At 72.4% G+C, this 23,828-nt stretch carries 24 protein-coding genes and 2 pseudogenes; 13 read left to right on the plus strand and 13 right to left on the minus strand.

From position 1 onward, the window contains the following. Window positions 1–96 precede the first annotated feature (96 nt). The 4 genes from AB0I21_RS33075 to AB0I21_RS33090 are packed head-to-tail and all read right to left on the minus strand — an operon-like array spanning window position 97 to window position 4,221. The gene (locus AB0I21_RS33075) at window positions 97–1,323 is read right to left on the minus strand and encodes a DUF1501 domain-containing protein (RefSeq protein ID WP_360567066.1); all 1,227 of its coding nucleotides are present in this window, start codon (window positions 1,321–1,323) and stop codon (window positions 97–99) included. Between the two features lie 9 nt (window positions 1,324–1,332). After that, on the minus strand, window positions 1,333–2,589 hold the full coding sequence (locus AB0I21_RS33080; protein WP_360567067.1) for a DUF1800 domain-containing protein: 1,257 nt from the start codon (window positions 2,587–2,589) through the stop codon (window positions 1,333–1,335). A 46-nt stretch (window positions 2,590–2,635) separates the two neighbouring features. Further along, on the minus strand, window positions 2,636–3,421 hold the full coding sequence (locus AB0I21_RS33085; RefSeq protein WP_360567069.1) for an enoyl-CoA hydratase-related protein: 786 nt from the start codon (window positions 3,419–3,421) through the stop codon (window positions 2,636–2,638). A gap of 14 nt (window positions 3,422–3,435) precedes the next feature. Then, the gene (locus AB0I21_RS33090; RefSeq protein WP_360567071.1) at window positions 3,436–4,221 is read right to left on the minus strand and encodes a PaaX family transcriptional regulator C-terminal domain-containing protein; all 786 of its coding nucleotides are present in this window, start codon (window positions 4,219–4,221) and stop codon (window positions 3,436–3,438) included. A gap of 233 nt (window positions 4,222–4,454) precedes the next feature. On the opposite strand from AB0I21_RS33090, the gene AB0I21_RS33095 reads away from it, so the two are divergent. From AB0I21_RS33095 to AB0I21_RS33110, 4 genes and pseudogenes are all read left to right on the plus strand, one after another. Beyond that, window positions 4,455–4,622 (plus strand): DUF3117 domain-containing protein, encoded by a 168-nt coding sequence (locus AB0I21_RS33095; RefSeq protein WP_081971220.1) that lies wholly within the window; start codon window positions 4,455–4,457, stop codon window positions 4,620–4,622. A 106-nt stretch (window positions 4,623–4,728) separates the two neighbouring features. Then, window positions 4,729–6,237 carry a leucyl aminopeptidase family protein gene (locus tag AB0I21_RS33100; protein ID WP_360567073.1) on the plus strand — a complete coding sequence of 503 codons (1,509 nt, stop codon included), beginning with the start codon at window positions 4,729–4,731 and terminating at the stop codon, window positions 6,235–6,237. Window positions 6,238–6,486: 249 nt separating this feature from the next. Then, complete coding sequence (locus tag AB0I21_RS33105) at window positions 6,487–6,633, plus strand: hypothetical protein (RefSeq protein ID WP_360567075.1); 147 nt, start codon at window positions 6,487–6,489, stop codon at window positions 6,631–6,633. 1,271 nt (window positions 6,634–7,904) lie between these two features. After that, window positions 7,905–8,108, plus strand: a pseudogene (locus AB0I21_RS33110) (hypothetical protein); the annotation flags it as partial. Window positions 8,109–8,140: 32 nt separating this feature from the next. On the opposite strand, the gene AB0I21_RS33115 reads toward AB0I21_RS33110, so the two are convergent. Then, complete coding sequence (locus tag AB0I21_RS33115) at window positions 8,141–9,235, minus strand: hypothetical protein (RefSeq protein ID WP_360567077.1); 1,095 nt, start codon at window positions 9,233–9,235, stop codon at window positions 8,141–8,143. A gap of 200 nt (window positions 9,236–9,435) precedes the next feature. On the opposite strand from AB0I21_RS33115, the gene AB0I21_RS33120 reads away from it, so the two are divergent. Then, on the plus strand, window positions 9,436–10,578 hold the full coding sequence (locus AB0I21_RS33120; protein WP_360567078.1) for a P-loop NTPase: 1,143 nt from the start codon (window positions 9,436–9,438) through the stop codon (window positions 10,576–10,578). Window positions 10,579–10,692: 114 nt separating this feature from the next. Here AB0I21_RS33120 and AB0I21_RS33125 read toward each other — a convergent pair whose 3' ends face one another. After that, entirely contained in the window at window positions 10,693–11,133 is a 441-nt protein-coding gene (locus AB0I21_RS33125; protein ID WP_360567080.1) for a twin-arginine translocase TatA/TatE family subunit, read from the minus strand. A 66-nt stretch (window positions 11,134–11,199) separates the two neighbouring features. After that, entirely contained in the window at window positions 11,200–12,501 is a 1,302-nt protein-coding gene (locus AB0I21_RS33130; RefSeq protein ID WP_360567082.1) for a trypsin-like peptidase domain-containing protein, read from the minus strand. 163 nt (window positions 12,502–12,664) lie between these two features. On the opposite strand from AB0I21_RS33130, the gene AB0I21_RS33135 reads away from it, so the two are divergent. Continuing rightward, window positions 12,665–13,255, plus strand: a complete 591-nt coding sequence (locus AB0I21_RS33135; RefSeq protein ID WP_360567176.1) for a class I SAM-dependent methyltransferase — start codon at window positions 12,665–12,667, stop codon at window positions 13,253–13,255. A 43-nt stretch (window positions 13,256–13,298) separates the two neighbouring features. Here the strand turns inward: AB0I21_RS33135 and AB0I21_RS33140 are convergent, their stop codons facing one another. Together AB0I21_RS33140 and AB0I21_RS33145 are read right to left on the minus strand one after the other, a co-directional pair. After that, complete coding sequence (locus AB0I21_RS33140) at window positions 13,299–13,886, minus strand: DUF1003 domain-containing protein (protein ID WP_360567084.1); 588 nt, start codon at window positions 13,884–13,886, stop codon at window positions 13,299–13,301. Next, window positions 13,879–15,174: a CBS domain-containing protein gene (locus AB0I21_RS33145; protein ID WP_344512131.1), complete on the minus strand. Its 1,296-nt coding sequence runs from the start codon at window positions 15,172–15,174 to the stop codon at window positions 13,879–13,881. Before AB0I21_RS33145 ends, AB0I21_RS33140 begins: the two co-directional genes overlap by 8 nt. 82 nt (window positions 15,175–15,256) lie before the next feature. Here AB0I21_RS33145 and AB0I21_RS33150 point away from each other — a divergent pair, with 82 nt between their 5' ends. Beyond that, the gene (locus AB0I21_RS33150; RefSeq protein ID WP_360567086.1) at window positions 15,257–16,114 is read left to right on the plus strand and encodes a PhzF family phenazine biosynthesis protein; all 858 of its coding nucleotides are present in this window, start codon (window positions 15,257–15,259) and stop codon (window positions 16,112–16,114) included. Between the two features lie 107 nt (window positions 16,115–16,221). Here the strand turns inward: AB0I21_RS33150 and AB0I21_RS33155 are convergent. After that, a pseudogene (locus AB0I21_RS33155) lies at window positions 16,222–17,052 on the minus strand (DMT family transporter); the annotation flags it as partial. Between the two features lie 118 nt (window positions 17,053–17,170). On the opposite strand from AB0I21_RS33155, the gene AB0I21_RS33160 reads away from it, so the two are divergent. The 3 genes from AB0I21_RS33160 to AB0I21_RS33170 are packed head-to-tail and all read left to right on the plus strand — an operon-like array spanning window position 17,171 to window position 19,004. Further along, window positions 17,171–17,893 carry an HAD family hydrolase gene (locus tag AB0I21_RS33160; protein WP_360567088.1) on the plus strand — a complete coding sequence of 241 codons (723 nt, stop codon included), beginning with the start codon at window positions 17,171–17,173 and terminating at the stop codon, window positions 17,891–17,893. After that, entirely contained in the window at window positions 17,890–18,495 is a 606-nt protein-coding gene (gene amrA / locus AB0I21_RS33165) for an AmmeMemoRadiSam system protein A (protein WP_360567090.1), read from the plus strand. The genes AB0I21_RS33160 and amrA overlap by 4 nt, the downstream gene beginning before the upstream one ends. A gap of 20 nt (window positions 18,496–18,515) precedes the next feature. Further along, on the plus strand, window positions 18,516–19,004 hold the full coding sequence (locus AB0I21_RS33170; protein WP_360567092.1) for a hypothetical protein: 489 nt from the start codon (window positions 18,516–18,518) through the stop codon (window positions 19,002–19,004). 12 nt (window positions 19,005–19,016) lie between these two features. On the opposite strand, the gene AB0I21_RS33175 is transcribed toward AB0I21_RS33170, so the two are convergent. Continuing rightward, on the minus strand, window positions 19,017–19,835 hold the full coding sequence (locus AB0I21_RS33175) for an SDR family NAD(P)-dependent oxidoreductase (protein WP_344512141.1): 819 nt from the start codon (window positions 19,833–19,835) through the stop codon (window positions 19,017–19,019). 75 nt (window positions 19,836–19,910) lie between these two features. Between AB0I21_RS33175 and AB0I21_RS33180 the strand changes: the two genes are divergently transcribed. Together AB0I21_RS33180 and AB0I21_RS33185 are read left to right on the plus strand one after the other, a co-directional pair. Next, window positions 19,911–20,852 carry a CoA ester lyase gene (locus AB0I21_RS33180; RefSeq protein ID WP_360567095.1) on the plus strand — a complete coding sequence of 314 codons (942 nt, stop codon included), beginning with the start codon at window positions 19,911–19,913 and terminating at the stop codon, window positions 20,850–20,852. 101 nt (window positions 20,853–20,953) lie between these two features. Then, the gene (locus AB0I21_RS33185) at window positions 20,954–21,865 is read left to right on the plus strand and encodes an SDR family NAD(P)-dependent oxidoreductase (RefSeq protein ID WP_360567097.1); all 912 of its coding nucleotides are present in this window, start codon (window positions 20,954–20,956) and stop codon (window positions 21,863–21,865) included. 28 nt (window positions 21,866–21,893) lie between these two features. Here the strand turns inward: AB0I21_RS33185 and AB0I21_RS33190 are convergent, their stop codons facing one another. Next, window positions 21,894–22,097 carry a DUF4190 domain-containing protein gene (locus tag AB0I21_RS33190; RefSeq protein WP_360567099.1) on the minus strand — a complete coding sequence of 68 codons (204 nt, stop codon included), beginning with the start codon at window positions 22,095–22,097 and terminating at the stop codon, window positions 21,894–21,896. A 121-nt stretch (window positions 22,098–22,218) separates the two neighbouring features. Here AB0I21_RS33190 and AB0I21_RS33195 point away from each other — a divergent pair, with 121 nt between their 5' ends. Beyond that, the gene (locus tag AB0I21_RS33195; RefSeq protein ID WP_360567101.1) at window positions 22,219–23,424 is read left to right on the plus strand and encodes an acyl-CoA dehydrogenase family protein; all 1,206 of its coding nucleotides are present in this window, start codon (window positions 22,219–22,221) and stop codon (window positions 23,422–23,424) included. On the opposite strand, the gene AB0I21_RS33200 is transcribed toward AB0I21_RS33195, so the two are convergent. Beyond that, a complete protein-coding gene (locus AB0I21_RS33200) occupies window positions 23,402–23,815 on the minus strand; it encodes a CoA-binding protein (protein ID WP_360567103.1) in 414 nt (137 codons plus the stop codon). The genes AB0I21_RS33195 and AB0I21_RS33200 overlap by 23 nt on opposite strands. Window positions 23,816–23,828 lie beyond the last annotated feature (13 nt).

Below are 23,828 nucleotides of genomic sequence, written 5' to 3' on the forward strand. Positions count from 1 at the left end.
ATCGACCGGCACAGCTACCAAGCCACCACCAGCATCGACATCATCAACCCCTACCCTTGACAACCCACCGAACCACCTAACTGAACGGCGTTGGGACTAGAACAGCCCGGGCAGCGCCGACGAGTACCCCAGGATCCGCTGCGGATCGGCGTCCAGGACGTTCGACAGCAGCGAGGCGTACACGGCGCGGAAGTCGGTCGTGAACTTCAGGTCGCCGTTGTCCAGGTCGGACAGGCTGGGCTGCTCGCCGTACAGGCCGCCGCGCACGGGGCTGCCGAGCAGGAACATGTTCGAGGCGGTGCCGTGGTCGGTGCCGTCGGAGCCGTTCGCGGCGACCCGCCGGCCGAACTCGGAGTAGACGGCCACCACGACCCGGCGGCCCGCCTCGGTCTTCGCCATCCGCGCGGCGAAGCCGGTCAGCGCCTCGTCGAGCCGGCGCAGCAGGTTCTCCTGCGAGTCCCGCTCCTCGGCGTGCAGGTCGAAGCCGCCCAGCGAGACCGAGAACACCCGGGTGGCGACGTTCGCCTCGACGCAGCGGGCGACGAGGTCGAGCTGCGCCTTCAGGTCGGAGCGGCCGCCGGTGCCGGTGCCCGTGGTCTCCTCGCCGGTGTCGTCGTGGTCGCCGTCGGCGGCGGTGCGGACGAGGGCGTCGACGCTGACCAGGTCGGCGAACGCGCGGGCGGCCCGCGCCTGCAGCGGCGGCTCGCCCTCGGCGGGCGCGCCGAGCTGCGACAGGGTCTCGGTCCGCACCCCGTTGGGCAGGGCGAGACCGGTGACCGGCACGGCCGCGCCGGCGCTGTTGGCCCCGGCGAGCAGCGGCGGCAGGACGGGCTCGAAGGACACGGCGTGCCGCGGGTCGCCGCCGAACGTGTCCAGCCAGCGGCCGAGCCAGCCGGTGTTGCCGGGCCGGTCCGGCTGCGCGGTCTGCCAGATGTCCATGGACCGGAAGTGGCTGTGGTCGGGCTTCGGGTAGCCGACCCCGCGGACGACGGCGAGCTTCCCCGCGTCGTACATCTGCTTGAACCCGCTCAGGGCGGGGTTCAGCCCGACCGTGTCGTTGAGGCGGATGACCTCCTCGGCGGTGTAGGCGAGCTCGTTGCGCGCCTCCCGGTAGCCCTTCTCCGCGAACGGGATGACATTCGCGAGGCCGTCGTTTCCCCCGTACAGGGTGACCAGCACCAGCGTCTTCGCGTCGCCGGGCCGGTCGTCCCAGGTCGCGGTGTCGAAGACGTCCCGCAGGGTCCACGCACCACCGGCAGCGAGCGCGGAGGCGCCGACGACACCGCTGGTGATCAGGAACTTGCGCCGGGTGACGGTATCCATGAGAACCACCTAGGCAATCGCGTACTCGGGGCTCGCCAGACCGAGGGCCAGGAGCCTGCGGGGGTCGCCGGCGACGGCGTCGAGCGCGGCGCGGGTCCGGTCGGTGAACGCGTCGACGACGAGCAGCCGGGCGAGGGCGTCCGCCCGCTGGCCCTTCGGCGCCGCGCCGATCCGGTCGAGGACCGGCTGCGGGGCCTTGCCGGCCAGCAGCTGCGCCATCTTCAGCCGGGCCTGGGTCGCCGACGTGGTGAGCCACGCGGCGCCGGCGGGCCAGCCGCCGACGCTCGGCGGGCGCAGCGGGACCTGGCCGAGCTGGTTGAGGCCGCCCTGCAGCTGCTTGCGCTGCTGCTCCGGCATGTCACCGGGGCGCAGCCCGAGCTGGCGCAGCGCGCCGACGAGCCACTCCACCGGCTGCTTGACCAGCTCGGCGTGGCCGTCGGCGAGCAGCAGCACGCGGAGCATCGCCGCCGTCGTGGACTGCCGCTTCGCCTCGGCGAGCACCGCCTCCGGGATCGGGTTGTCGCCGCAGTACCGCAGCCACAACCGCCGCGCGATGAACTCCGGGCACGCGGGCTGCCCCAGCAGCAGCGCGGCGAAACCGTCGGCGTCGAAGTCGGCGGTCGTGCCGAGGATGGTCTTGGGCTTGGCGTCGTGCCGCTTCGGGTTGAGGCTCGCGGTGCCGGACTTCGGGTCCACGACCCAGCCGGTCAGCGCCCTGGCGCCCTCCCGCACGTCCTGCTCGGTGTAGTGACCGACGCCGAGCGTGAACAGCTCCATCAGCTCGCGGGCGAGATTCTCGTTGGGCGCCTTGACGGTGTTCCTCTGCCCGTCCAGCCAGATGATCAGCGCCGGGTCGCGGACCATCGCGCGGACCATCGTGCCGAAGTCGCCGAGCGCGGTGCGGGCGAGGGTCTGCTGGTGGCCGAGCATCAGCGGCCCGTACTTCACCTTGTCTGCCGACGTCGCCCAGTGCCCGTGCCAGAAGAACGTCAGCTTCTCGTGCAGCTGATCCTCGGCCTGGACCATCCGGTCCAGCCACCAGTACCCGACGGTGCGGATCTGCGCGGCCCGGTCGGTCTTCTCGTTGACCACCGGGGGGAGCTTCGGCACGGGTGTCCGGGCCGCGCCCGCGTCGTCCCCGGCGGGGCTGATCAGGGCGTCGAGGGTCGCGGACAGGCCGGCCCGCTCCGCCGCGTCGACCTCCTCGGCGGTCGGCCCGAAGGTCGCGCGGCGCAGCAGGTGCGCGAGTGCTTTCCGATCGGCCATGCGGCCAACGGTAGGCCCCGCGTGTTCGAGCCACGTAAAACGGCGGTCAGGCTCCGGCGAAGACCGGCTTCTGCTTCTGCACGAATGCGGCCGTCGATGCCTTGTGGTCCGCCGTCTGCCCGCAGACCGCCTGGACCTGCGCCTCGACCTCCAGGGCTTCCCGCAGCGTGCCGGAGGAGCCGGCGGCGAGCTGGCGCTTGATCTGCGCGTACGCGACGGTGGGGCCGGCGGCGAGGCGGGCCGCGAGCTCGAGGGCGACCGGCAGCACCTGCTCGTCGTCGTCGACCAGGCGGGTCAGCAGGCCGAGACGGTCCGCGGCCGGCGCGTCGACCGGCTCGGCGAGCAGCAGCAGCTCGGTCGCCTTCGCGTGCCCGACGAGCCGGGGCAGCGTCCACGACACGCCGGTGTCGCCGGCGAGACCCACGTTGGCGAACGCCATCAGGAACCCGGTGCCCGGCCCGCCGATCCGGAAGTCGGCGAGCAGCGCCAGGGACGCCCCGGCGCCCGCCGCCATGCCCCGGACGGCCGCGACGACCGGCTTCGGCATGGTCAGGATCAGCTCGGCGATCGGGTTGTAGTGCTCCCGGACCGTCGACAACGGCGCGTCGCTGCCGGACTCCAGCAACGCCACGTGCTCGCGGAGGTCCTGCCCGACGCAGAACGCCCGGCCGGTGCCGGCGAGGACGACGGCCCTGACCGCGGTGTCCTCGGCGAGCTCCTTGAGGGTGTCGCGCAGGGCCACCTTGGTGGCGGTGTCCAGCGCGTTGAGCGCCTCGGGACGGTTGAACGTGACGACGGCGACCGCTTCATTGCGCTCGACCTGCAGACTCATGCGATGAACTCCTTCTACGTTCGCAGACACTGGTCAACGTAGCGGTCGGCGGCGGGGCGCAGGCGACCCGCATGCCGGTCGAAGAACGCCGCCGCCGCCGTCCCCGGCCAGTGCTGCGGCAGCAGCTCGGGCGGCAGCTGCGGGTCGCGGAACAGGAACGCCCGCCACGCGTGCACCAGCGTGAACCTCGCCGCGTACGCGCGCTCGTCGTCGGTGCCGGGGCCGAGCGACGACACCAGCGGCGTCAGGTCGGTCACGAACTGCTCGTACGCCTCGCCGATCGCCCGCAGGTCCCAGGCGCGCGTCACGAGCTGCTCGCCGCCGGCGACGTGCGCCGCGCTGAACCGGTCGTACCGGACGCCGGCCTCGACGAGCAGCGCGTCGACCCCCTCGCCGGGCCGCGGTGCGATCCAGGTGGACGCGTCGATCGCCCCGTAACCGAGAAATCCCAGGTTGGCGACGAGTTTCGCCCGCGCGCCTCGGTGCTGCGGCGGGTCCAGCGTGATGAGATCGAAGCGGCCGTCCCAGCCGGCGTCGCCCGTGGGGGTGCGGTAGATGCGGGCACCCGCCGCGTCGAGCCGCCGTGCCGCCTTCGGGGTGATGCCGTAGCCGGGACCGGTCGGCAACCGTAAAGGGTGCAGCCAACCCTGCCGTACCATCCGTGACACCGCGGTCCGGACGGCGGGTGGCGCGATGCCGAGGGGTGCGAGCAGGCGCACGAGGGCCGCTATGGCGGCCCGTCCACCGCGGGGACGGAGATGGTCGCCATAGAGATCAAAGAGGGCGGACCGGGCCTGCATGGCCGCTTATTGTGACAGTTGACCGGCGTTCACCGCCAGGAGTTGTCACATGGTTCGCGTCCCAGTTTGGGTCTTGGGGCCATCATCAGGGAAAATCATCTGTTGGCGCGTTCATCACGAGTCCGAAGGCCGGGGAGGCAGGTTCCGGCCGACGCTGGTGGGTGACCGCGCGGGCATGCGGGGACGGCTGTGCCACCTGATGTCTGGGACATCAGGGAGCGAAGGGAGACAACATGGCGGCCATGAAGCCGCGGACAGGCGACGGTCCGCTGGAGGTCACCAAGGAGGGCCGGGGCATCGTCATGCGGGTCCCGCTGGAAGGTGGTGGGCGGCTCGTCGTCGAGATGACCAAGGATGAGGCCAACGAGCTCAGCGAGGCACTGAAGACCGCCACCGGCTGAGGTCTTCTCGCTCATCCGGCACGACCCCGCGCAACCGAGTGGCCCTGAGACGGTCGCTCCCCGAGGCGTGCGCGGAAACATGTGAGTTTCGAGTGGAGGCAAGCTCTTGCTGGACATCCGGTTCGCCACGGCCCGCAACGTCTCCGGTGCGGTCGCCGCTGTCGTGCCGGCCGCCGACTCTTCCGACGACCCCGCGGCGACACGGCTGGCCGCCGTGCGGGCGTCGCTGGCGAGATTGAAGCTCGGCCCGGCCGACCTGGACGACATCACCGCGTTCCTGCTGGATGTCGAGCACTCCGGGTCGGCCGGCACCCTGCACAAGCTGCCGCGCGCCGGGCACCGCCCCGACCTGCTCTTCTTCGTCGGCGTCGGGTCCGGCGACGAGGCCGGCTGGCGGGCCGCGGGTGCGAAGCTCGCCAGGTCCGCCGGCGACGAGCCGACGCTCACCCTCCTCCTGCCCGACGACGTCACGCCGGCCGCGGTGCGGGGGCTCGGGGAGGGGCTGTGGCTCGCGTCGTACCGCTTCCGCCTCGGCGCCGACGAGCCCCCATCGCTGCGCCGGGTCAACCTCGCCGCCGCCCGGCCGTCCGACCCCGAGGCGGGCCTCGCCGCCGATCTTGAGGCGGGCCTCGCCGCCGCGAAGGTGGTCGCCGAGTCGACCCGCCTCGCCCGCGACCTCACCAACATGCCCAGCGACGAGAAGACCCCCGCCTGGTTCGCGAAGCGGGTCGAGAAGGCCGCCGCCGGCGTGCCCGGGCTGACGGTGACCGTCCGCGACCCGAAGGCCCTCGCCGAGCAGGGGTTCAACGCGATCCTCGCCGTCGGCGGCGGCTCCACCCGCGGCCCGCGCCTGGTCGAGCTGTCCTGGCGCCCGCGCGGCGCCCGGCGGCACGTGGTCCTGGTCGGCAAGGGCATCACGTTCGACACCGGCGGCATCTGCATCAAGCCCCTGTCCGGCATGAAGCTCATGCGCAAGGACATGGGCGGCGCGGCGGCCGTGATCGGCGCGACCCTCGCCGCCGCGGCGCTGCGCCTCCCGGTGCGCATCACCGCCCTCGCCCCCCTCGCGGAGAACGCGATCGGCGCCGACTCCTTCCGCCCCGGCGACGTGATCCGCCACTACGGCGGCACCACCTCGGAGATCCACAACACCGACGCCGAGGGCCGCCTCGTCCTCGGCGACGCCATGGCCTACGCCGTCCGGCGCCTGCGCCCCGACACGATCGTCGACCTGGCCACCCTCACCGGCGCGCAGGGCGTCGCCCTCGGCAAGCGCACCGCCGCCCTCTACAGCTACAACGACACCCTCGCCAAGGAGCTCACCACCGCCGCCGACACCGCGGGCGAGTCGGTCTGGCGCATGCCCCTGCACGACGACTACGCAGACGCCCTCGACAGCGACGTCGCCGACATCGTCAACTCCACCGACGTCGGCGCCGGCTCCGTGATGGCCGCGCTCTACCTCCGCGAGTTCACCGGCCCACTCCGCGACCAGTGGGCCCACATCGACATGTCCTCCTCCGCCTGGTCCGACTCCCCCGACGCCGACCTCACCAAGGGCGCCACCGGCTGGGGCGTCCGCACCCTGCTGCGCTGGCTGGAGACAACAACCTGACGCCCCGCCCCTCCAGCCACCACCCCACCGACCCCTGCAACCGCGCCCCCGGCCAGCGCGGTGATCGAAGCCTGGTTCCGGCCGTGCTGACGGCCAGCGCCGTCCTTCGATCAAGCGGACGGCGCGAATGGGCCGGCGTTGCGGGTGGCCCTGCCCGTCGGCGCGGCGCCTGTCCCGCGCGTGGTGCATCGGTCCGCCGCCTGACGGTTTACTGACCGTAACGGCTGCGATGCGGCGGCCCTGCCCGGCGTGGTGATCGAAGCCTGGCTCTGGTCGTGCTGGCGGCCGCTGCTGTCCTTGGATCAAGCGGCCGGTGTGGAGGGGCCGGTGTTGCCGGTGGGGCGGCTGGTTGGTGCGGCGTCCGTCGCGCGCGTGGTGCTCTGGTCCGGCGTCTGACGGTTTGCTGGTCGTGCCCGCTGCGGTGTGGGCAGTAGCGGCGCCGAGTGGTGTACCCCGATCCGCCGGGGGCGTGGCCGGTGTGGTGATCGAAGGCTGGTTCTGGTCGTGGTGGCGGCCGGTGCTGTCCTTCGATCAAGTGGATGGCGTGGAGGGGCGGTGTTGCGGGTGGGGTGGCCGGTCGGTGCGGCGCGCGTTGTGCATTGGTCCGGGCGTCTGACGGTTTGCTGGTCGTGCCGGCTGCGGTGGGGGCAGCAGTGGCGCCGAGTGGTGTACCCCGATCCGCCGGGGGCGTGGTCGGTGTGGTGATCGAAGGCTGGGTCTGGTCGTGGTGGCGGCCGGTGCTGTTCTTCGATCAAGTGGATGGCGTGGAGAGGGCCGCGTTGTCGGCATGGGGCTTGTCGGTTCGGAGGCGAGACGGATCTTGCTTCTGCGACCCAACTGCGGAACGGAGGTGCTGTGCGCGGCCTGCCGGCTGCTGCCCCGGGCCGAGACGCCGATCGGGTGGTGCCAACCGGGCAGCTAGCGGCGGCGGCCGGTCGGGACATGCCGGACCCCGAGGTGTGAGGTCCGTGCAGCACCGCGACAGCGGCTGTGAACCTGCGAGGCGATGTAGCCCTAGAATCCGGCAAAACGGGCGTCCGTAGCGGTCAGGCAAACCGGGGCAGGCCCGTGAGGCTAGAGGGCGGGCAGGGCGGCCGGGCGTCGGGCCGCGAGCCTGTGGGTGTGGGCGGCCACACCGGCGGCCACACCGGCGGCCACACCGCGCCGTCGTGGGTGAAGGCGTCCGGGCTGTGATTGACGACGGCTGGACGGTGCTGGTTGGTGACTCGGCCCCGGCGTGGAGTGGTGGAGCGATGGGAGAACCCGGCGAAGCGGGGCATGCCGCAGGAATTCGGCAACCGGGCAGCTCCGAGGGTCGAGGGGCCGGTCGGGTGGTCGGTGGACGTCGCGTGCCGGGTCGTGGGTTGGGTGGGTCGGGGAGTTGCGGCGGGAGGAGGACTGAACGGTGGCGGTGGGGCTCGGCTCCGGGTGCCTGCGGGCGCGGGGTGGCGACCTGAGAACTCGACGAATCGAGCGGGCGGGCAGCGATCTAAGAGCCCGACAAACGCGATCGCGCCGCGGCAGTCGAAGTGGTTGGGGCAAGGCGACGGATCGGCTTCAGGAAATCGGGGAGCCCAGAGATCGGGAAGTCGGAGAGTCAGGCGGGAAAGTCGGGAAGGTCGGCGCGTTAGGGGAGTCGGGACGCGTGATGACCCAGCGCCGCGAAAATGGGCGTGAGGCGGGAACAGCGAGGCGAGCGCGGACGACCGGAACGCCCGCAGAGGGCCGTCGCCGGTGGCCGGACACTCCCCCACCGGCATGAGCGGCGGGGGAGTGTCCGGGTCGGCCGGACAAAGGCCCGGACAAAGGCCCCGACAAAGGCCCCGACAAAGGCCCCGACAAAGGCCCCGACAAAGGCCCCGACAAAGGCCCCGACAAAGGCAGAGTGCCGGGCGCCGGCGGGTCAGGAGGCCTGGGCGGCTGGGTGGTCGTCGTGGGGTGCGGCGGCGTGCAGTGTGGGTGCTGGTCGCGCCGTCACGGTGAGGGAGGCGCTCAACTCGCCCTCGGTCTGGCGCAGGAGATACGGCGTGCGGGCCGCCCGGCCGGGGGAGCGGGCGGAGCGGGCGGCGGCGCGGCGGTCCTGGTCGAGCCAGTCCAGGGCGGTGCGGACGGTGTAGGCCCACCAGCCGATCGTGGCGCCATACCACTCGCGGAGCTCGGCCGGGGAAGGAGCGGGGGTGCCGTAGACCGACTCGGCGGAGGTGAGGTGCTGGCGCATCTCGAGGGGAGCGCGGTCTGGGTGGCCGAGGGCGCGCAGGAGCAGGGCGTGGGCGGTGAAGGGGCCGATGCCGCGCACGGACAGCAGCGTGTCATAGACCTCGTCGGCGGGGGCGGTGCGCAGCCGGTGCTCGTCGAGGCTGCTCAGGGCGGTCAGCACGGCATGGACGCGGCGGGCGCTCAGCGTGTTGCTGGCATAGGGCGTGAGGCCCTTGACGCCGAGCGCCACCAGCGTGGACATCGGCGGGAACGCGGCATAGCGGACGCCGTCGACGATGCCGTGCGGGCCGTGGTCGGTGAGGAGGCGGCGCTTGTACGCCTTGGCGAACCAGTGGGCGGAGTGGTGCACGAGCGTGTAGAAGACGGCGGCCTCGGTGAACGAGGCGAAACGGACCTGGTGCAGGCCTTCGGTGGTGGTGAGGATCGAGGTCATGGCCGGGTCGGCGCGGGCCATGCGCAGGAACGTGGCGCGGTCGTCGCGGAGGCTCAGCCAGTCGCTGACCCGGTCGCCGACCGCCTCGGTCTCCCCGGGTCTCAGCTCGCCGTCGCTGAACACGGTGAGCGCGACGCCGGGGAGCCCGTCGTCGCGGGCGGTGACCTCGGCGACGACGGCACGGGCCGGGTCGGACGGGTGCAGGAACGCGCGGCGGGCGCGGCCGGCGGTGACGAGCTGGTCGCCGCTGCAGGGGGCGAAGGACTCCATGGCGCGCAGCGAGCAGGCGAGGTCGAACGGTGCCGTGGCGGACAGGACGGTGCTGGTGGTCGTGCCGAGTGCTGTCATGCCCCCATTTTCGAACAGGGGTACGACAATTCCGGGGACGGAAAAGCCGCGCGCCTCAAGGGGCGAGGCGCGCGGCTAGCAACGATGTTCCCATCGCCGCGGACGTGGGACAACCCTGTCACCGTTCGGGTGAGTGTGATGCGTTACGACCCACGGGCTGGGCGCCTGAACAGCGGCGGCGGCCGACGTACGATGGCGGCATGTCAGCCCCGGCCACCACCGTCGAAGCCGCGATCGCCGCCGCCCTGTCGACCGTCGACGACCCCGAGATCCGCCGACCGATCACCGAGCTCGGTATGGTGCGCGAGGTCGTGCTGCGACCTGACGGCGTCGCGGTGATCGGGCTGCTGCTCACGGTGGCCGGCTGCCCGCTGAAGGACAAGCTGCGGACCGACATCACCAGCGCGGTCGGCGCGGTCGAAGGGGTCACCGGGGTCGAGGTCGACTTCGGGGTCATGACGCCCGAGCAGCGCAAGGAGCTGCAGAGCAGCCTGCGCGGTGACGTGCAGGAGCCGGTCATCCCGTTCGCCCAGCCGGGCTCGCGGACCAGGGTCTACGCGGTCGCCAGCGGCAAGGGCGGCGTCGGCAAGTCGAGCGTGACGGTCAACCTGGCGGCGGCGCTCGCCGCGAAGGGGCTCAAGGTCGGCGTCGTCGACGCGGACATCTACGGCCACTCGGTGCCGCGGATGCTCGGCGCGGACGGCCGGCCCACGCAGGTCGAGTCGATGATCATGCCGCCGTCGGCGCACGGGGTGAAGGTCATCTCGATCGGGATGTTCACGCCCGGCAACGCGGCGGTGGTGTGGCGCGGGCCGATGCTGCACCGGGCGCTGCAGCAGTTCCTCGCCGACGTCTACTGGGGCGACCTGGACGTCCTCCTGCTGGACCTCCCGCCGGGCACCGGTGACGTGGCGATCTCCCTGGCGCAGCTGCTGCCGTCGGCGGAGATCCTGGTCGTGACGACCCCACAGGCCGCCGCGGCCGAGGTCGCGGAGCGCGCGGGCTCCATCGCCCTGCAGACGCACCAGCGCATCGTCGGCGTCGTGGAGAACATGTCCTGGCTGGAGCTGCCCGACGGCCAGCGCATGGAGCTGTTCGGCAGCGGCGGCGGCGCGCAGGTCGCGGAGTCGCTGAGCCGGGCCGTCGGCGCGAAGGTCCCGGTGCTGGGCCAGATCCCGCTCGACACGCGCCTGCGCGAGGGCGGCGACGCCGGTCTCCCGCTCGTGCTGTCCGACCCGTCGGCGCCCGCCGCGGCCGCGCTGATCACCGTCGCCGACCGCCTCGCCGTGCGCCGGGAGAGCCTCGCCGGCAAACCGCTCGGCCTCAAGCCCGCCGGTCGCTGATTTCAAGAGCGACAACCGCGGCCACTGTACGAGAGACCGCCTGCGCAGCTAGCTGGTCGCAGGCGGTCTGACCGCAGGTGAGGCCGAAGCCCCGCGAAGCACGGCCGGCAGGCGTCAGGTGACGTCGTCCCAGGAGGGGCGGGCCGGAGCCGGGGCGGGGGTCGCGGCCGACTTGGTGAGCGACGTGGGGGTCGCCGCAGGCGTCGCCGTGGCGTTGATGCCCTTGGCGGCCGCCTCCGCGTCGCGCTTGACCGAGTCGGCGACGCCGCGGACCTCGCCGACGATGTCCTGGAGAGGACGGCGCAGGGCGGCCTCGTCGGCCTCGCTCAGCAGGTGCTTGCGCAGGAAGGCCTTCGGGTGGAGGTCCTCGAGCTGGATGTCGGTGCCGAGCTCGCGGCTCAGGTCACCGGTGGCGTTGCGGGCCATCTGGCGGACGTTGCGGAGCATGCGCATGCCGTCGCTGATCGCCTTCGGCAGCCGGTCGGGGCCGAAGATGAACAGCCCCACCAGGATGATGACGATGAACTCCCAGCCACCGAGGTTTTCCAAGCCCATTGCCGGCCTCCTTGCTCTCGCCCGCCAGCCTACGCACCCGTGGCCCCCGCGGGGAGGGCCCACCGGTCACTTCGCGTCGGCGACCAGGGTCACCGAGGTCTTCTCCTTGGTGGTGCCGCGCAGGTACTGGATCTCGACGACCGCGCCGGGAGCGTACTTGCGGATGAGGGCCGTCAGGTCCCAGAACTCCTCCACGGGCTTGCCGTTGACGGCGAGGATGACGTCGCCGGCGTGCAGACCGGCGCCGGCGGCCGGGCCGTTGGCTTCGACGGAGGCGAGGCGCGCGCCGCCCGCGGGATTGCGGTAGCTCGGGTCGGGTGAGACACCCATCACAGTGCGCCGGGCCTTGCCGGTGTTGATGACGTCCTGGGCCACGCGGCGGGCGTGGTTGATCGGGATGGCGAACGCGAGGCCCACGTTGCCGGCCGTCGCCTGGTCCTCGGAGAGGGTGCCGATCACGGAGTTGATGCCGACGACACGGCCGGCGCCGTCGAAGAGCGGGCCGCCGGAGTTGCCCTGGTTGACGGCCGCGTCGGTCTGGATCGCCGAGTAGTAGCGGGCGGTGCCGCCCTCGCTGGTACGGATGGGACGGTCGAGGTAGCTGACCACGCCATACGTGACCGTGCTGGTCAGGCCGAGCGGGGCGCCGACCGCGACGACCGGGTCGCCGACCTGCAGCTGGTCGGAGTCGCCGAACTCGACGGGTTTCAGCTGGTCTTCGGGCAGGCCGGCGGTGTCGATCTTCAGCACGGCGATGTCGGACTCGTCGTCGCTGCCGACGACGGAGGCCGGGGCGACCGAGGCGTCGGTGAAGCGGACCGTGGCGGAGCCGTTGCCACCCTGCACCACGTGGTTGTTGGTGATGACGTAGCCGTCGTTGGACACCACGAAGCCGGAGCCCAGGGACGTGCCGGCGCCCACCCGCATGCTGATCGTGACGACGCTGGGGAGGACCTTCTTCGCGAGGGCGGCGACGGTGTCCGGCGGGCGGCCGTTCAGCGGCGGGTTGCCGCCGAGGGTGGAGCCGCCCAGGACGCCACCGCCGCCACCGGCGAACACGTAGCCGAGGGTGCCGCCGAGCGCGCCGGCGAGCAGGGCGGTGATGATCGACACCATCAGGACCAGCCCGAGGCCGGCCCGCGGTGCGGGGCCGGGCGGCGGGACCTTCTCCAGCGCCGGCGGCTCGTCCGCCGGCGTCTTGACCACGACGACCTGCGCGTCAGGGTCCCGCCACGGGTCGGCGAGGGCGTCGGACCACCAGCTGCCCGGGGCGGGCTGCGGTCGTGGCTGCGCGGGCGGCATCGGCCAGCCAGCGGGGCTGGTCGATGCGCCGTGGCCAGGCTGACGCCAGGCCGAACCGTCTGTCACGATCGGCTCCTCCGTCCGTTTCGCATCCAGCATTACACGGGCCGGCATCCCACACGTGAGGGCGAGGTCTCCTAGGCTTGCGGGGATCGACGTCTCATGGAGGTGCGACATCCCGCCGTCCGTCAGAGCAGCGCAGCAGTTCGCCGACTTCGTCGACGGCTACGTGCTGGAGGACCCCGTGCTCACCGCGGCCCGCGAGCAGGCCGCCGAGCTGGGCATCTCCAGCGTCAGCCGGGGTGAGGGCGCGGCGCTGCGGGTCGTCGCCGCGGTCAGCAACGCGAAGGCCGTCGTCGACGTGGGCACCGGCACGGGGGTGAGCGGCGGGTGGCTGCTGCGCGGCATGCGCCGCGACGGGGTCCTCACCACGATCGACCTCGAGCCGGAGCACCAGCGGGTCGCGAGGCGGGTGTTCGCCGCCGCCGGCAACCCGCCGTCGCGGACCCGGATCATCAGCGGCCGCGCCCTCGACGTCCTGCCCCGGCTCGCCGACCGCGCCTATGACCTGGTGTTCGTCGACCACGACCCGAGCGAGTACGCGGCCGTGACCGCGGCGGCGGAGCGGCTCCTGCGGCCCGGAGGGACCCTGGTGCTCGCCGGCGCGCTCGGCGGCGGCCGGGTCAGCGACCCCACGATCCGCGACGCGGAGACCGTCCTGCTCAGGGAGGCCGTCAAGACCATCAGGGACAGCGACGCGTGGGTGCCGGCGATCCTGCCCCTCGGAGAGGGTCTTCTCGTGGCAGCGAGAGCGCACTGACACGCAGTACAAGCGACAAAAACGGCAAAAGCGGCACATAGGGTCAGCGGGTGGAGCGGGCGCGTCGGCGGGGCGGGTCGTCGCCGGGGTTGAAGGTGTCCTCCTCCACCGGCTCGTCCAGCGTCTTCTTCGCCTTCTTCCGCTCCAGCTTCGCCCGGCGCACCGCGGCCTCGTCCAGCTCCTCGCTCATCCGCGTCAGCTCCGAGCGCAGGAAGTCCCGGGTGGCGATCTCGCCGACGGCGATCCGCAGCGACGCGATCTCCCGCGCCAGGTACTCGGTGTCCGCCTTCTGCGCCGCGGCCCGCCGGCGGTCCTCCTCGGCGGCGAGCCGGTCCCGGTCCGCCTGCCGGTTCTGCGCGAGCAGGATCAGCGGCGCCGCGTAGGACGCCTGCAGCGACAGGATCAGGGTCAGGAACGTGAACGTGTACGGGTCGAACTGCCACGTCCTCGGCGCGAGCGTGTTCCACACGACCCACACGAGGATGAAGACCGTCATGTACACGAGGAACTTCGCGGTCCCCATGAACCGCGCGATCCCCTCGGACCACTGCCCGAACGCCTCCGGGTCGAAGCGGGGCAGCTTCAGGCGCCCCGGCTCCCGCGGCTGGTCGAGCCGCCGCCGGTCAGCCATGGTCGAGCGCCCGTCCGGCGGGGCCGGAGGAGCCCGACGACATGGAGGCGGCGTGCTCCCGGTCGCGCCAGTCCTCGGGCAGCAGGTGGTCCAGCACGTCGTCGACGGTGACGGCGCCGAGGAGCCGGTCGTTGTCGTCGATGACCGGCATGACCACCAGGTTGTACGTCGCCATCCGCCGGGTGATCTCGCCGAGCGTGGCCTGCGGCGCGAGCGGTTTGATGTCATTGTCCACGACGCCGCCGAGCAGCGCCGACGGCGGTTCGCGCAGCAGCCGCTGGAAGTGCACGACGCCGAGGTACCGCCCGGTCGGCGTCGCCATCGGCGGCCTGGTCACGAAGACGCCCGCCGCCACCGCGGGTGACAGCTGCGGCTCCCGGATGCGGGCGAGGGCCTCCGCGACCGTCTCGTGCGGCGCCATGACGATCGGCTCCGACGTCATCACCGACCCGGCGGTGCCGGGCAGGTAGTCCAGCAGCGCCCGCACCGGCGACGCCTCGTCGGGCTGCATGAGGTCCAGCAGCACCTCCTGCTCGCCCTTCGGCATCTCCGCGAGCAGGTCGGCAGCGTCGTCGGGGTCCATCTCCTCCAGCACGTCCGCGGCCCGCTCCGGCTCCAGCGCCGCCATGATCTCCAGCTGGTCGTGCTCGGGGAGTTCCTCCAGCACGTCGGCGAGCCGCTCGTCGTCCAGGGCGGTCGCGACCTCGACGCGGCGGGTCTCGGACAGGTCCTGCAGCACGTTGGCGAGGTCGGCGGGGCGCATGTTGTCCAGCACCGCGAGGATGCCGGCCGTGCCCTGCGCGTGCGGGGTGCCGGCGAGCCCGACGACCTCACCCCACTCGAGCTGGTTCAGGTGACCGCGGCGGGTCAACCGGCCGCTGAACTCCCGGACCGCGACCCGGCTCAACGCCCAGGTCCCCGTCCGGTCGGCCTCCATCGCGACGTCCACGACCGTGCCGGTGCGGCCGGTCGCCGGGATGCTCACGTGCCGGTCGATGAAGTCCTCCAGGACCAGCAGCTCACCCTGCCGCTTCTCGAAGCGGCGCAGGTTGAGCGTGCCGGTGTTGAGCACCACCGCGTCGGGCTCCATCGCCGTGATCCGGCCGATCGGCAGGAAGATCCGCCGCCGCATCGGCATCTCCGCGACGAGCCCCACGACCCTCGGCGGCTGGTCGTCGGTGCGGGCCCGCGCGACCGCGTCACGCACCCGCCCGACCTGGTCGCCGTTCGGGTCGAACACGCTCAGGCCGGCGAGGCGCGCGACATAGACCCTGGGCGCGGTGCTCACGAGGCTCAAGACTACTGAAGAAGACCACCGGCTCGCCGTTGGACCGCCTCCCGCACCTGCCCGCTCGCCTAGGCTCGGGTGCATGAGCATGCTGCGGTACAAGGTGGTCGACGTCTTCACCGACCGGCCGTTCACCGGCAACCCACTCGCCATCGTGTTCGACGCGGATCACCTCGCCGGCGAGCAGATGCAGGCGATCGCCCTCGAGTTCAACCTGTCCGAGACGATCTTCGTGCTGCGCCCGACCACGCCCGAGGCGACCTACCGGGTGCGGATCTTCACCCCCGGCACCGAGCTGCCGTTCGCCGGGCACCCCAGCGTCGGCTGCGCCGTCACCCTGCACCGCGACGGCCTGGTCAAGACCACCGACGTGATCATGGAGTGCGGTGCGGGCCTGCTGCCGATCACCATCGACGACGTGCACGGCACCGCGACCGTCACCGGCGGCACCCCGACCGTCGAGCCGGCCCTCGACCCGGCGCCGCTGCTCGCCGCCGTCGGCCTGACGGAGGCCGACTTCGTCGGGCCGGCGCCCCGCAGGGCCGGGTGCGGGCTGCCGTTCACGTTCCTGTCCGTGACCGACGAGGCGGTGGGGCGGCTGCGGCCCCGCGGGCTCGTCGACAACCTGAGCGTCCTGCACTGGGACGCCGAGCGGCACGAGGCTCACGTACGGGTCCTCGTCCCCGACGCCGGCGTCGCCGAGGATCCCGCGACCGGTTCGGCGGCGATGGGGCTCGGGGTGTGGCTGGTCGCGTCGGGGCTGCTGCCGGGTGACGGGCTCAGCCGGTACCAGATCCGTCAGGGCTCGGAGATGCGCCGGCCCTCGCTGCTGAGCTGCTCGATCACCGCCACCGGCGGCGAGGCGGTGTCGGCGACCGTGGCCGGCCACGTCGTGCCGATCGCCTCCGGCGAGATGATCGTGCCGCCGTTCGTGGGCTGACCCGACCCGGACTTCGTGGGCTGACCCGACCCGGACTTCGTGGGCTGATCCGATCCGGATGAGGCGGCGGGCGCCGAGGCGCGCCGGCCGCCGACCACCACGATCGTCACGCCGGCGAGCAGCAGTGCGATGCCGGGCAGCGTCTGCGCCGCCGGCAGCTGGTCGAGCATCAGCCACGCCAGCAGCAGCGCGCCCGGCACCTCCAGCAGGAGCAGCACGGCGACCGTCGTCGGCGGCACCCGGCGCAGCGCGTAGTTGATCAGGGTGTGGCCGAGCAGCTGGGGGCCGGCGGTCATCGCCACGATCGCCAGCCACGTCCGCGTGGTGTAGCCGCCCAGCTCCTGCCCGCCGAGCAGGCACGCCAGCCCGAGCAGCGCCGCGCAGACCGAGTAGCAGACGGTCGCATAGGTGCTGGTCGAGATCGTCCCCCGCGCGTGGGCGCCGAGCATCGTGTACCCGGCCGCCGCGATCCCGCCGGCCAGCGCGAGCGCGTCACCGAGCAGCGCGCGGCCCGACAGGTCCGGGTCGGCGCCCGTCGCCAGGGCGACGCCCACGACGGCGACGCCCACCCCGGCCCATGTGCTGGCCGGGACCCGCACGCCCCGCACAACGGAGATCAGTGACGTCCAGATGGGTGTCGTACTCACCAGCGCCACCGACATGGCGACGCTCGTCAGCTTGGCGCTGGGCACCCACGTGGCGAAGTGCACCGCGAGCAGCACGCCGGACGCGGCGCTGACGCGCATCGCCCGCGACCGGAACTCCTCGCGGCGCGCCGTGAGGGCCACCGGGGCGATCGCGGCGACCCCGAGCGCGTTGCGCCAGAAGGCGATCGCGAGCGCGGGCGCGGCCGCGTAGGCGATCAACGGCGCCGACGCCGAGACCGCGATGATCGCGACCGTGAGGGCGACAATTGCGGCTAACCCGATCTGGCGCATGCGCCGATGTTGTCACCAGGTGAAAATTGTCAGCGATCCGACACTTGGTAGCGCTCTTAGGCAGTAGACCGGAGCGGTCTGCATTCGTACTTTCGGACGATGCCAGGAGGTCCGAACGGTGTTTAGCGCTGTCCTTTTCGACTACTTCAATACGTGCACCACCGCAGTCGTCCGCGGCGACGGTCATCGCAGGACCGCTGAGGTGCTCGGCGTCGACCCCGGAGCGTGGCTCAGCCTCCTCGACCGCACCTTCGACGCGCGGGCCAAGGGTGCTTACGGCAGTGTCTTAGCGGGTCTCCGCGCGCTGTGCGTCGAGCTCGGCGTCGAGCCCACGCCGGCCCAGCTGCGCGAGGCCGCCGAGCTGCGCATCGCCTCGCTCCAGCAGGACGCGTCACCCCGCCCCGAGACCGAGCCCGTCCTGCGCTGGCTGCGCGGCCAGGGCATCCGCACCGCCGTCGTCAGCGACTGCTGGTTCGAGCTGCCGACCGTCCTGCCCGGCACCCCCATCGGCCGCCTCTTCGACGCCGGCGTCTACTCGTCGCAGGTCGGCCACGCCAAGCCGCACCCGGCGATGTACCGCGCGGCCTGCGAACGCCTCGGCGTCCACCCCGAGGCCTGCCTGTACGTGGGCGACGGCGGCGGTCACGAGCTCACCGGCGCCCGTCGCTTCGGCCTCACCGCCGTCCAGCTCGACGCGCCCGACCTCGGCGGGCACCTCACCTTCCACGCCGACCTCGACTGGGACGGCGCCCGCATCACCGGCCTCGACCAGATCCCCGACCTGGTCGCCGGCCGTATGCCGCTGCCCGCGACGATCGGCGCGCCTATGCTGGACTGGTGACGGCGCCGTCTGGGCTTCTGTCGCCGAAGGACGGACGGCTGCTGGCCGGACTCGCGGCGGCCGCCGTCCGCGCCCGCCTCACCGGCGAGCGCCTCATGTTCCGCATCCCGTCGACCGGACCCCTGCACGACCCCGGCGCCACCTTCGTGACGCTCGAGCGGGCCGGCGCCCTCCGCGGCTGCGTCGGCAGCCTCGAGCCGGGCCGCCCGCTGCACCACGACGTCGTGGACAACGCGGTGCGGTCCATGCGCGACCCGCGGGTGCCGCCGGTCACCGCCGCCGACTGGCCCGAGCTCGACATCAAGGTCTCCGTCCTCACCGAGCCCGCCGACCTGCCCGCCGCCGGCAGCCGGGAGGCCCTGCTGGCGGTCCTGGAGCCCGGGGTGCACGGCCTGATCCTGACCGACGGCGCCCGCCGCGCCACCTTCCTGCCGGCGGTCTGGGCCAATCTGCCGACCGCCCCCCAGTTCCTCGACGCCCTCCTCCGCAAGGGTGGCTGGGCCTCCTGGCCGCCGGGCCTGCGGGCCCTGGCCTACACCTCGGCCGAGTTCGAGGACCGCTCCCCGCGCCCGCCGCTGAACGGGGCGGCGACGGCGACCTGACGGGCCACCGTTGTGATTGGATGGCAGGCGTGGAACCGCTGGTCGAAGAGGCCGCCAAGAAGGCCGCCGTCGCCTGGCTCGCCGTGCCCGGCGCCGGCCCGGCCTACCTGGTCTGGTGCGCGTGGCTCGGCGGGTCGCTGCTGGTCGTGAGCGGCCCCGGCGAGCAGTCCGCCCCCGGCCTGGCCGAGGCCGGCACCGTCGAGGTCTCCCTCCGCGGCGACCACGGCGGCCGGATCGTCACCTGGACCGCGGCGGTGGAGCGCATGGACCCGGCCGGGGAGGCCTGGGCGGAGCTCGTGCCGCAGCTGGCCGGGAAGCGGCTCAACGGCGGCACCGACCTCGCGACCAGGTGGGCCACGGACTGCGTGGTCAGCCGCCTCACCCCGGTCGAGGACGCCCCGCTCGTCCCGATGCCCGACGACTCGCAGGCCGCACCGCCGAAGCCCTCCCCGGCGACCCGCCTGCCGAAGCGCCCCTTCCGCCTGCACCGGGTCCGCGGCGCCAAGTAACGAAGAGCGGCGTCAGAAGCCGACCGCGGCCAGGCTCGCGTCCCACAGCTGCGCCGCCAGCCGGGGGTCCTCGGTGGCCGCGTTGGGCCTGATCAGCTTGCGCTTCTCGTAGTAGCCGCCAGAGACGAGCTGCGGCCGGGGCGTCGCCACCAGCCAGACGAGCGTGTCCGCGCCCTGCTCGGGCGTCTTCGCGAACGGTGTCACCTTCGACATCAGGTTCACCCCGACGCCGGCGCCGAATCGGCTGCGCACGAAGCCCGGGTGGTAGCTCGCCGACATGATGTCGGGCCACCGCCGGGCCGCCTCCGCGGCGAAGAGGATGTTGGCCTGCTTCGCCGCGCCGTACCGCTTCCACATCCCCGCCTTGCGGTCCCCCCGCAGGTCGGCGGGGTCGATCGCGCCCATCGAGTGGGCGGCGGAGGCGGTGTTGACGATCCGGCCGCTGCGCAGCTGCTCGCGCAGGAGGTGGCTCAGCAGGAACCCGGCCAGGTGGTTGGACTGGATGGTCGGCTCGAAGCCGTCGACGGTGCGGGCGTGCCCGGCGACCACACCGCCGGCGTTGTTCGCGAGGGCGTCGATCCGCTGGTACCGCTGGCGCAGCTGATCCACCAGCACGTGCACGTCGTCGAGGCGGCTGAAGTCGGCCCGGTACGCCGGGGGAGTGCGCCCACCGGCGGCGGCCACCTGGGCGACCGCCGCGTTCAGCCGGTCCGGGTCGCGGCCGACGAGGACGACGTGCGCGCCGCGCCGGGCCATGTCGACCGCGGCCGCCAGGCCGATCCCGGAGCTGGCACCGGTGATCACCACCGTGCGGCCGGTGAGATCTCCCACAGGTGCATTCTGTGCCATCACGCGACGAGGCTACCGTGGCGAAGGTCCCCTTAATGAAGCCTAAGGAGCACCGCCATGCGCCCACGCCGGTCCTGCCTCGCCGTCCCCGGCTCGAGCGTCAAGATGCTCGACAAGGCCCAGGGGCTCCCCGCCGACCAGGTGTTCCTCGACCTCGAGGACGCCGTCGCGCCGCTGGCGAAGCCCGACGCGCGCAAGAACATCGTGGCCGCGCTCAACGACGGCGACTGGGGCGGCAAGACCAGGGTCGTGCGGGTCAACGACCTGACCACGCCGTGGACGTACCGCGACGTCATCGAGGTCGTCGAGGGCGCCGGCGAAAACCTGGACTGCATCATGCTGCCGAAGGTCCAGTCGGCGGCGCAGGTCGAGTGGCTGGACCTGACCCTCACCCAGATCGAGAAGACGATGGGGCTCGAGGTCGGCAGGATCGGCATCGAGGCGCAGATCGAGAACGCGGCCGGCCTCGTCAACGTCGACGCGATCGCGGCCGCCTCCCCGCGGATCGAGACGATCATCTTCGGCCCGGCCGACTTCATGGCGTCGATCAACATGAAGTCGCTCGTCGTCGGCGGCCTCATCCCCGGGTACCCGGGCGACCCGTACCACTACATCCTCATGCGCATCCTGATGGCCGCGCGGATGCACGACCTCCAGGCGATCGACGGCCCGTTCCTGCAGATCAGGGACGTCGACGCGTTCCGCGAGGTGGCGACCCGCAGCGCGGCGCTCGGCTTCGACGGCAAGTGGGTGCTGCACCCCGGGCAGATCGACGCGGCCAACGAGGTCTACTCGCCCGCCCAGGACGACTACGACCACGCCGAGCTCATCCTCGACGCCTACGAGCACTACACCTCGGAGGCCGGCGGCAAGCTCGGCGCCGTCATGCTCGGCGACGAGATGATCGACGAGGCGTCCCGCAAGATGGCCCTGGTCATCTCCGCGAAGGGCCGCGCCGCCGGCATGTCCCGCACGACGTCGTTCACGCCGCCCGCCTGAGCGACCCGCGCGCGTGGTCGGGCACGCCCCGGGCAACCCGGCGGCCTGAGAAATCCGTGTCGCATTGCCCGGGAGCGGCTCGGGCAGGCAGGATTTGCCCTATGGCACCCGACCTACGTTCCACCGGCCCCGCGGGCAAAGGCAACCGGCGCGACGCGAGCCGCCCTTCCTCGGCCCGCCGCACCCTGCGGGCCGTCCCGTCGTCCGGGCCTGAGCTCGCCGAGGAGCCGGTTGCGGAGGACGAGGGCGCGGCGATCGACCGCCTCGACGGCCGTGTCGCGCTGGTCACCGGCGCCGGCAGCCCGGACGGCATCGGCTACGCCACCGCCCGCCGGCTGAAGGCGATGGGCGCGGCGGTCGCCATCGTCTCCACCACCCGGCGCATCCACGACCGGGCCACCGAGCTCGGCGTCACCGGCTTCGTCGCCGACCTCACCGTCGAGGCCGAGGTCGGCGCGCTGGCCGACGCGATCGTCGACCAGGTCGGCACCGTCGACATCCTCGTCAACAACGCCGGCCTGGCCAGTAAGGCCAGCCCCGAGGTGCTGCGCCCCGTCGCGCAGCTCACCTACGAGGAGTGGCGCGCCGAGATCGACCGCAACCTCACCACCGCGTTCCTGGTCAGCCGGGCGTTCGTCGGCGGCATGGCCGAGCACGGCTGGGGCCGCATCGTGAACCTCGCCGCCACCGCCGGCCCGGTCAACGCCCTGCCCGCCGAGGCGGGCTACGCGGCCGCGAAGGCCGGCGTCGTCGGTCTCACCCGCGCCCTCGCCATGGAGCTCGTCGCCGACGGCATCACCGTCAACGCGGTCGCCCCCGGCATCATCCACACCGGCGCGTCGACGCTGGTCGAGCTCAAGCAGGGCTTCGGCACGCCGATGGGCCGCCCCGGGACCCCCGAGGAGGTGGCCGCGACGATCGCCTTCCTGTGCTCGCCCGGCGCCTCGTACATCACCGGACAGATGCTCGTGATCGACGGTGGCAACAGCGTCCGCGAGGCCCAGTACCGGTGACCCGGGCGCCGGAGGCGTCACACCGGCGTCAGAAGCCGAGCGTCACGATCGGGATGCCGCAGAGCACCAGCAGCTCCACGTAGCCGATCACCAGCGCCGCCAGCGCGAGCCCGTGCCCGCGCTGGCCGGTGCGGCCCGTCTGCGCCCACGCGATGTGCCCCATCAGGATCCCGAAGGGCGGCACCAGGACCGCGCAGACCAGGGCAGCGATCGCCATCTTGTTGTAGGCCACCTGAGAACCATTTCACAGGGGTGTGTGGGCTGCTCACGTTGGCCTGGGCTAGGCCGAGCCGGAATACTTCCCTCCATACCTGCCGGTAACAAGCAGGACGCTGACCAATGGAGGTCGATCAATGGCCCGCCTCGCCCAGACGCCCGGTCTGACCGATGTGCAGCAGTCGATTCTGGAGACGGTGCGGGAGTTCGTCGACAAGGAGATCATCCCGCACGCCCAGCACCTGGAGCACGACGACGTCTACCCGGCGGACATCGTCGACGGCATGCGCGAGATGGGCCTGTTCGGCCTCACCATCCCCGAGGAGCACGGCGGTCTCGGCGAGTCGCTGCTGACATACGCCCTGGTCGTGGAGCAGCTGTCGCGCGGCTGGATGTCGGTGTCGGGCATCGTCAACACGCACTTCATCGTCGCCTACCTGGTGGCGCAGCACGGCTCGGCGGAGCAGAAGGCGAGCCTCCTGCCACGGATGGCCGCCGGCGAGGTGCGCGGCGCGTTCTCGATGTCTGAGCCCGGCTGCGGGTCCGACGTCGCCGCCATCCGCACCAAGGCCGTCCCGGACGGCGCCGACTATGTCATCAACGGCCAGAAGATGTGGCTGACCAACGGCGCGTACTCCTCCGTCGTCGCCACCCTGGTCAAGACCGACCTGGGCGCCGACTCGGTGTACGGGAACATGACCACGTTCCTGCTGGAGAAGACCCCCGGCTTCGGCGAGAACGAGGCGCTGCCCGGCCTCACCATCCCCGGCAAGATCGAGAAGATGGGGTACAAGGGCGTCGAGACGACCGAGATGGTCCTCGACAACGTCCGGGTGCCCGGCAGTGCGGTGCTCGGCGGCGCCGACAAGGCAGGCCGCGGCTTCTACCAGATGATGGACGGCATCGAGGTCGGCCGGGTCAACGTCGCGGCCCGCGCGTGCGGCATCTCGATCCGCGCGTTCGAGCTGGCTATCGCGTACGCGCAGCAGCGCCAGACGTTCGGCGCGCAGCTGGTCAAGCACCAGGCGATCGCGTTCAAGCTCGCCGAGATGGCCACGAAGATCGAGGCGGCGCACGCGCTGATGGTCAACGCCGCCCGGCTCAAGGACGCCGGCCAGCGCAACGACGTCGAGGCCGGCATGGCGAAGCTCCTGGCCAGCGAGTACTGCGCCGAGGTCGTGCAGGAGTCCTTCCGCATCCACGGCGGCTACGGCTACTCCAAGGAGTACGAGATCGAGCGCCTCATGCGCGAGGCGCCCTTTCTGCTCATCGGCGAGGGCACCAGCGAGATCCAGAAGACGATCATCAGCCGGGGGCTGCTCAAGGAGTACGGGGTCCGCTGATCGCGTGCACGGCGCGCACCACGGCGATGCACGTGTCCTCGACGTAGTCGACGCCGGCGGCCTCGGCCAGGGCGCGCCCCTCGGGCGAGACGATGTCCTGCTGCAGCCAGACCGCCGGCGCGCCGATCGCGATCGCGTCCTTCACGACCTGCGTCGCGTCGGCGGACGGGCGGAAGACGTTCACGAAGTCGACCGGCTCAGGGATGTCGGCGAGGCTGCGATACGCGCGGACCCCGAAGATCTGGTCCGCGAAGGGGTTCACGGGGATGATCCGCCAGCCGCGCCGCTGGATCGCCAGCGGCACCGAGTGGGCGGTCTTCCGCGGGTCCCGCGACGCCCCGACGACGGCGATCGTGGCCGACTCCCGCAGGATCTGCTCAGCGCTGCGCATGCCTCGACCGTAG

The organism is Dactylosporangium sp. NPDC050588, assembly GCF_040654975.1.
GTDB lineage: Bacteria > Actinomycetota > Actinomycetes > Mycobacteriales > Micromonosporaceae > Dactylosporangium > Dactylosporangium maewongense.

Coding starts and splice junctions, on each gene's coding strand:
- AB0I21_RS33140 (WP_360567084.1), bottom strand. CDS start 13,886: ATGGCTGACCGGCGGCGGCTCGACCAGCCGCGGGAGCCGGGGCGCCTG.
- AB0I21_RS33200 (WP_360567103.1), bottom strand. CDS start 23,815: ATGCGCAGCGCTGAGCAGATCCTGCGGGAGTCGGCCACGATCGCCGTC.
- AB0I21_RS33185 (WP_360567097.1), top strand. CDS start 20,954: ATGGCACCCGACCTACGTTCCACCGGCCCCGCGGGCAAAGGCAACCGG.
- AB0I21_RS33090 (WP_360567071.1), bottom strand. CDS start 4,221: ATGCAGGCCCGGTCCGCCCTCTTTGATCTCTATGGCGACCATCTCCGT.
- AB0I21_RS33150 (WP_360567086.1), top strand. CDS start 15,257: ATGAGCATGCTGCGGTACAAGGTGGTCGACGTCTTCACCGACCGGCCG.
- AB0I21_RS33095 (WP_081971220.1), top strand. CDS start 4,455: ATGGCGGCCATGAAGCCGCGGACAGGCGACGGTCCGCTGGAGGTCACC.
- AB0I21_RS33085 (WP_360567069.1), bottom strand. CDS start 3,421: ATGAGTCTGCAGGTCGAGCGCAATGAAGCGGTCGCCGTCGTCACGTTC.
- AB0I21_RS33170 (WP_360567092.1), top strand. CDS start 18,516: ATGGCAGGCGTGGAACCGCTGGTCGAAGAGGCCGCCAAGAAGGCCGCC.
- AB0I21_RS33195 (WP_360567101.1), top strand. CDS start 22,219: ATGGCCCGCCTCGCCCAGACGCCCGGTCTGACCGATGTGCAGCAGTCG.
- AB0I21_RS33180 (WP_360567095.1), top strand. CDS start 19,911: ATGCGCCCACGCCGGTCCTGCCTCGCCGTCCCCGGCTCGAGCGTCAAG.
- AB0I21_RS33115 (WP_360567077.1), bottom strand. CDS start 9,235: ATGACAGCACTCGGCACGACCACCAGCACCGTCCTGTCCGCCACGGCA.
- AB0I21_RS33125 (WP_360567080.1), bottom strand. CDS start 11,133: ATGGGCTTGGAAAACCTCGGTGGCTGGGAGTTCATCGTCATCATCCTG.
- AB0I21_RS33120 (WP_360567078.1), top strand. CDS start 9,436: ATGTCAGCCCCGGCCACCACCGTCGAAGCCGCGATCGCCGCCGCCCTG.
- AB0I21_RS33080 (WP_360567067.1), bottom strand. CDS start 2,589: ATGGCCGATCGGAAAGCACTCGCGCACCTGCTGCGCCGCGCGACCTTC.
- AB0I21_RS33075 (WP_360567066.1), bottom strand. CDS start 1,323: ATGGATACCGTCACCCGGCGCAAGTTCCTGATCACCAGCGGTGTCGTC.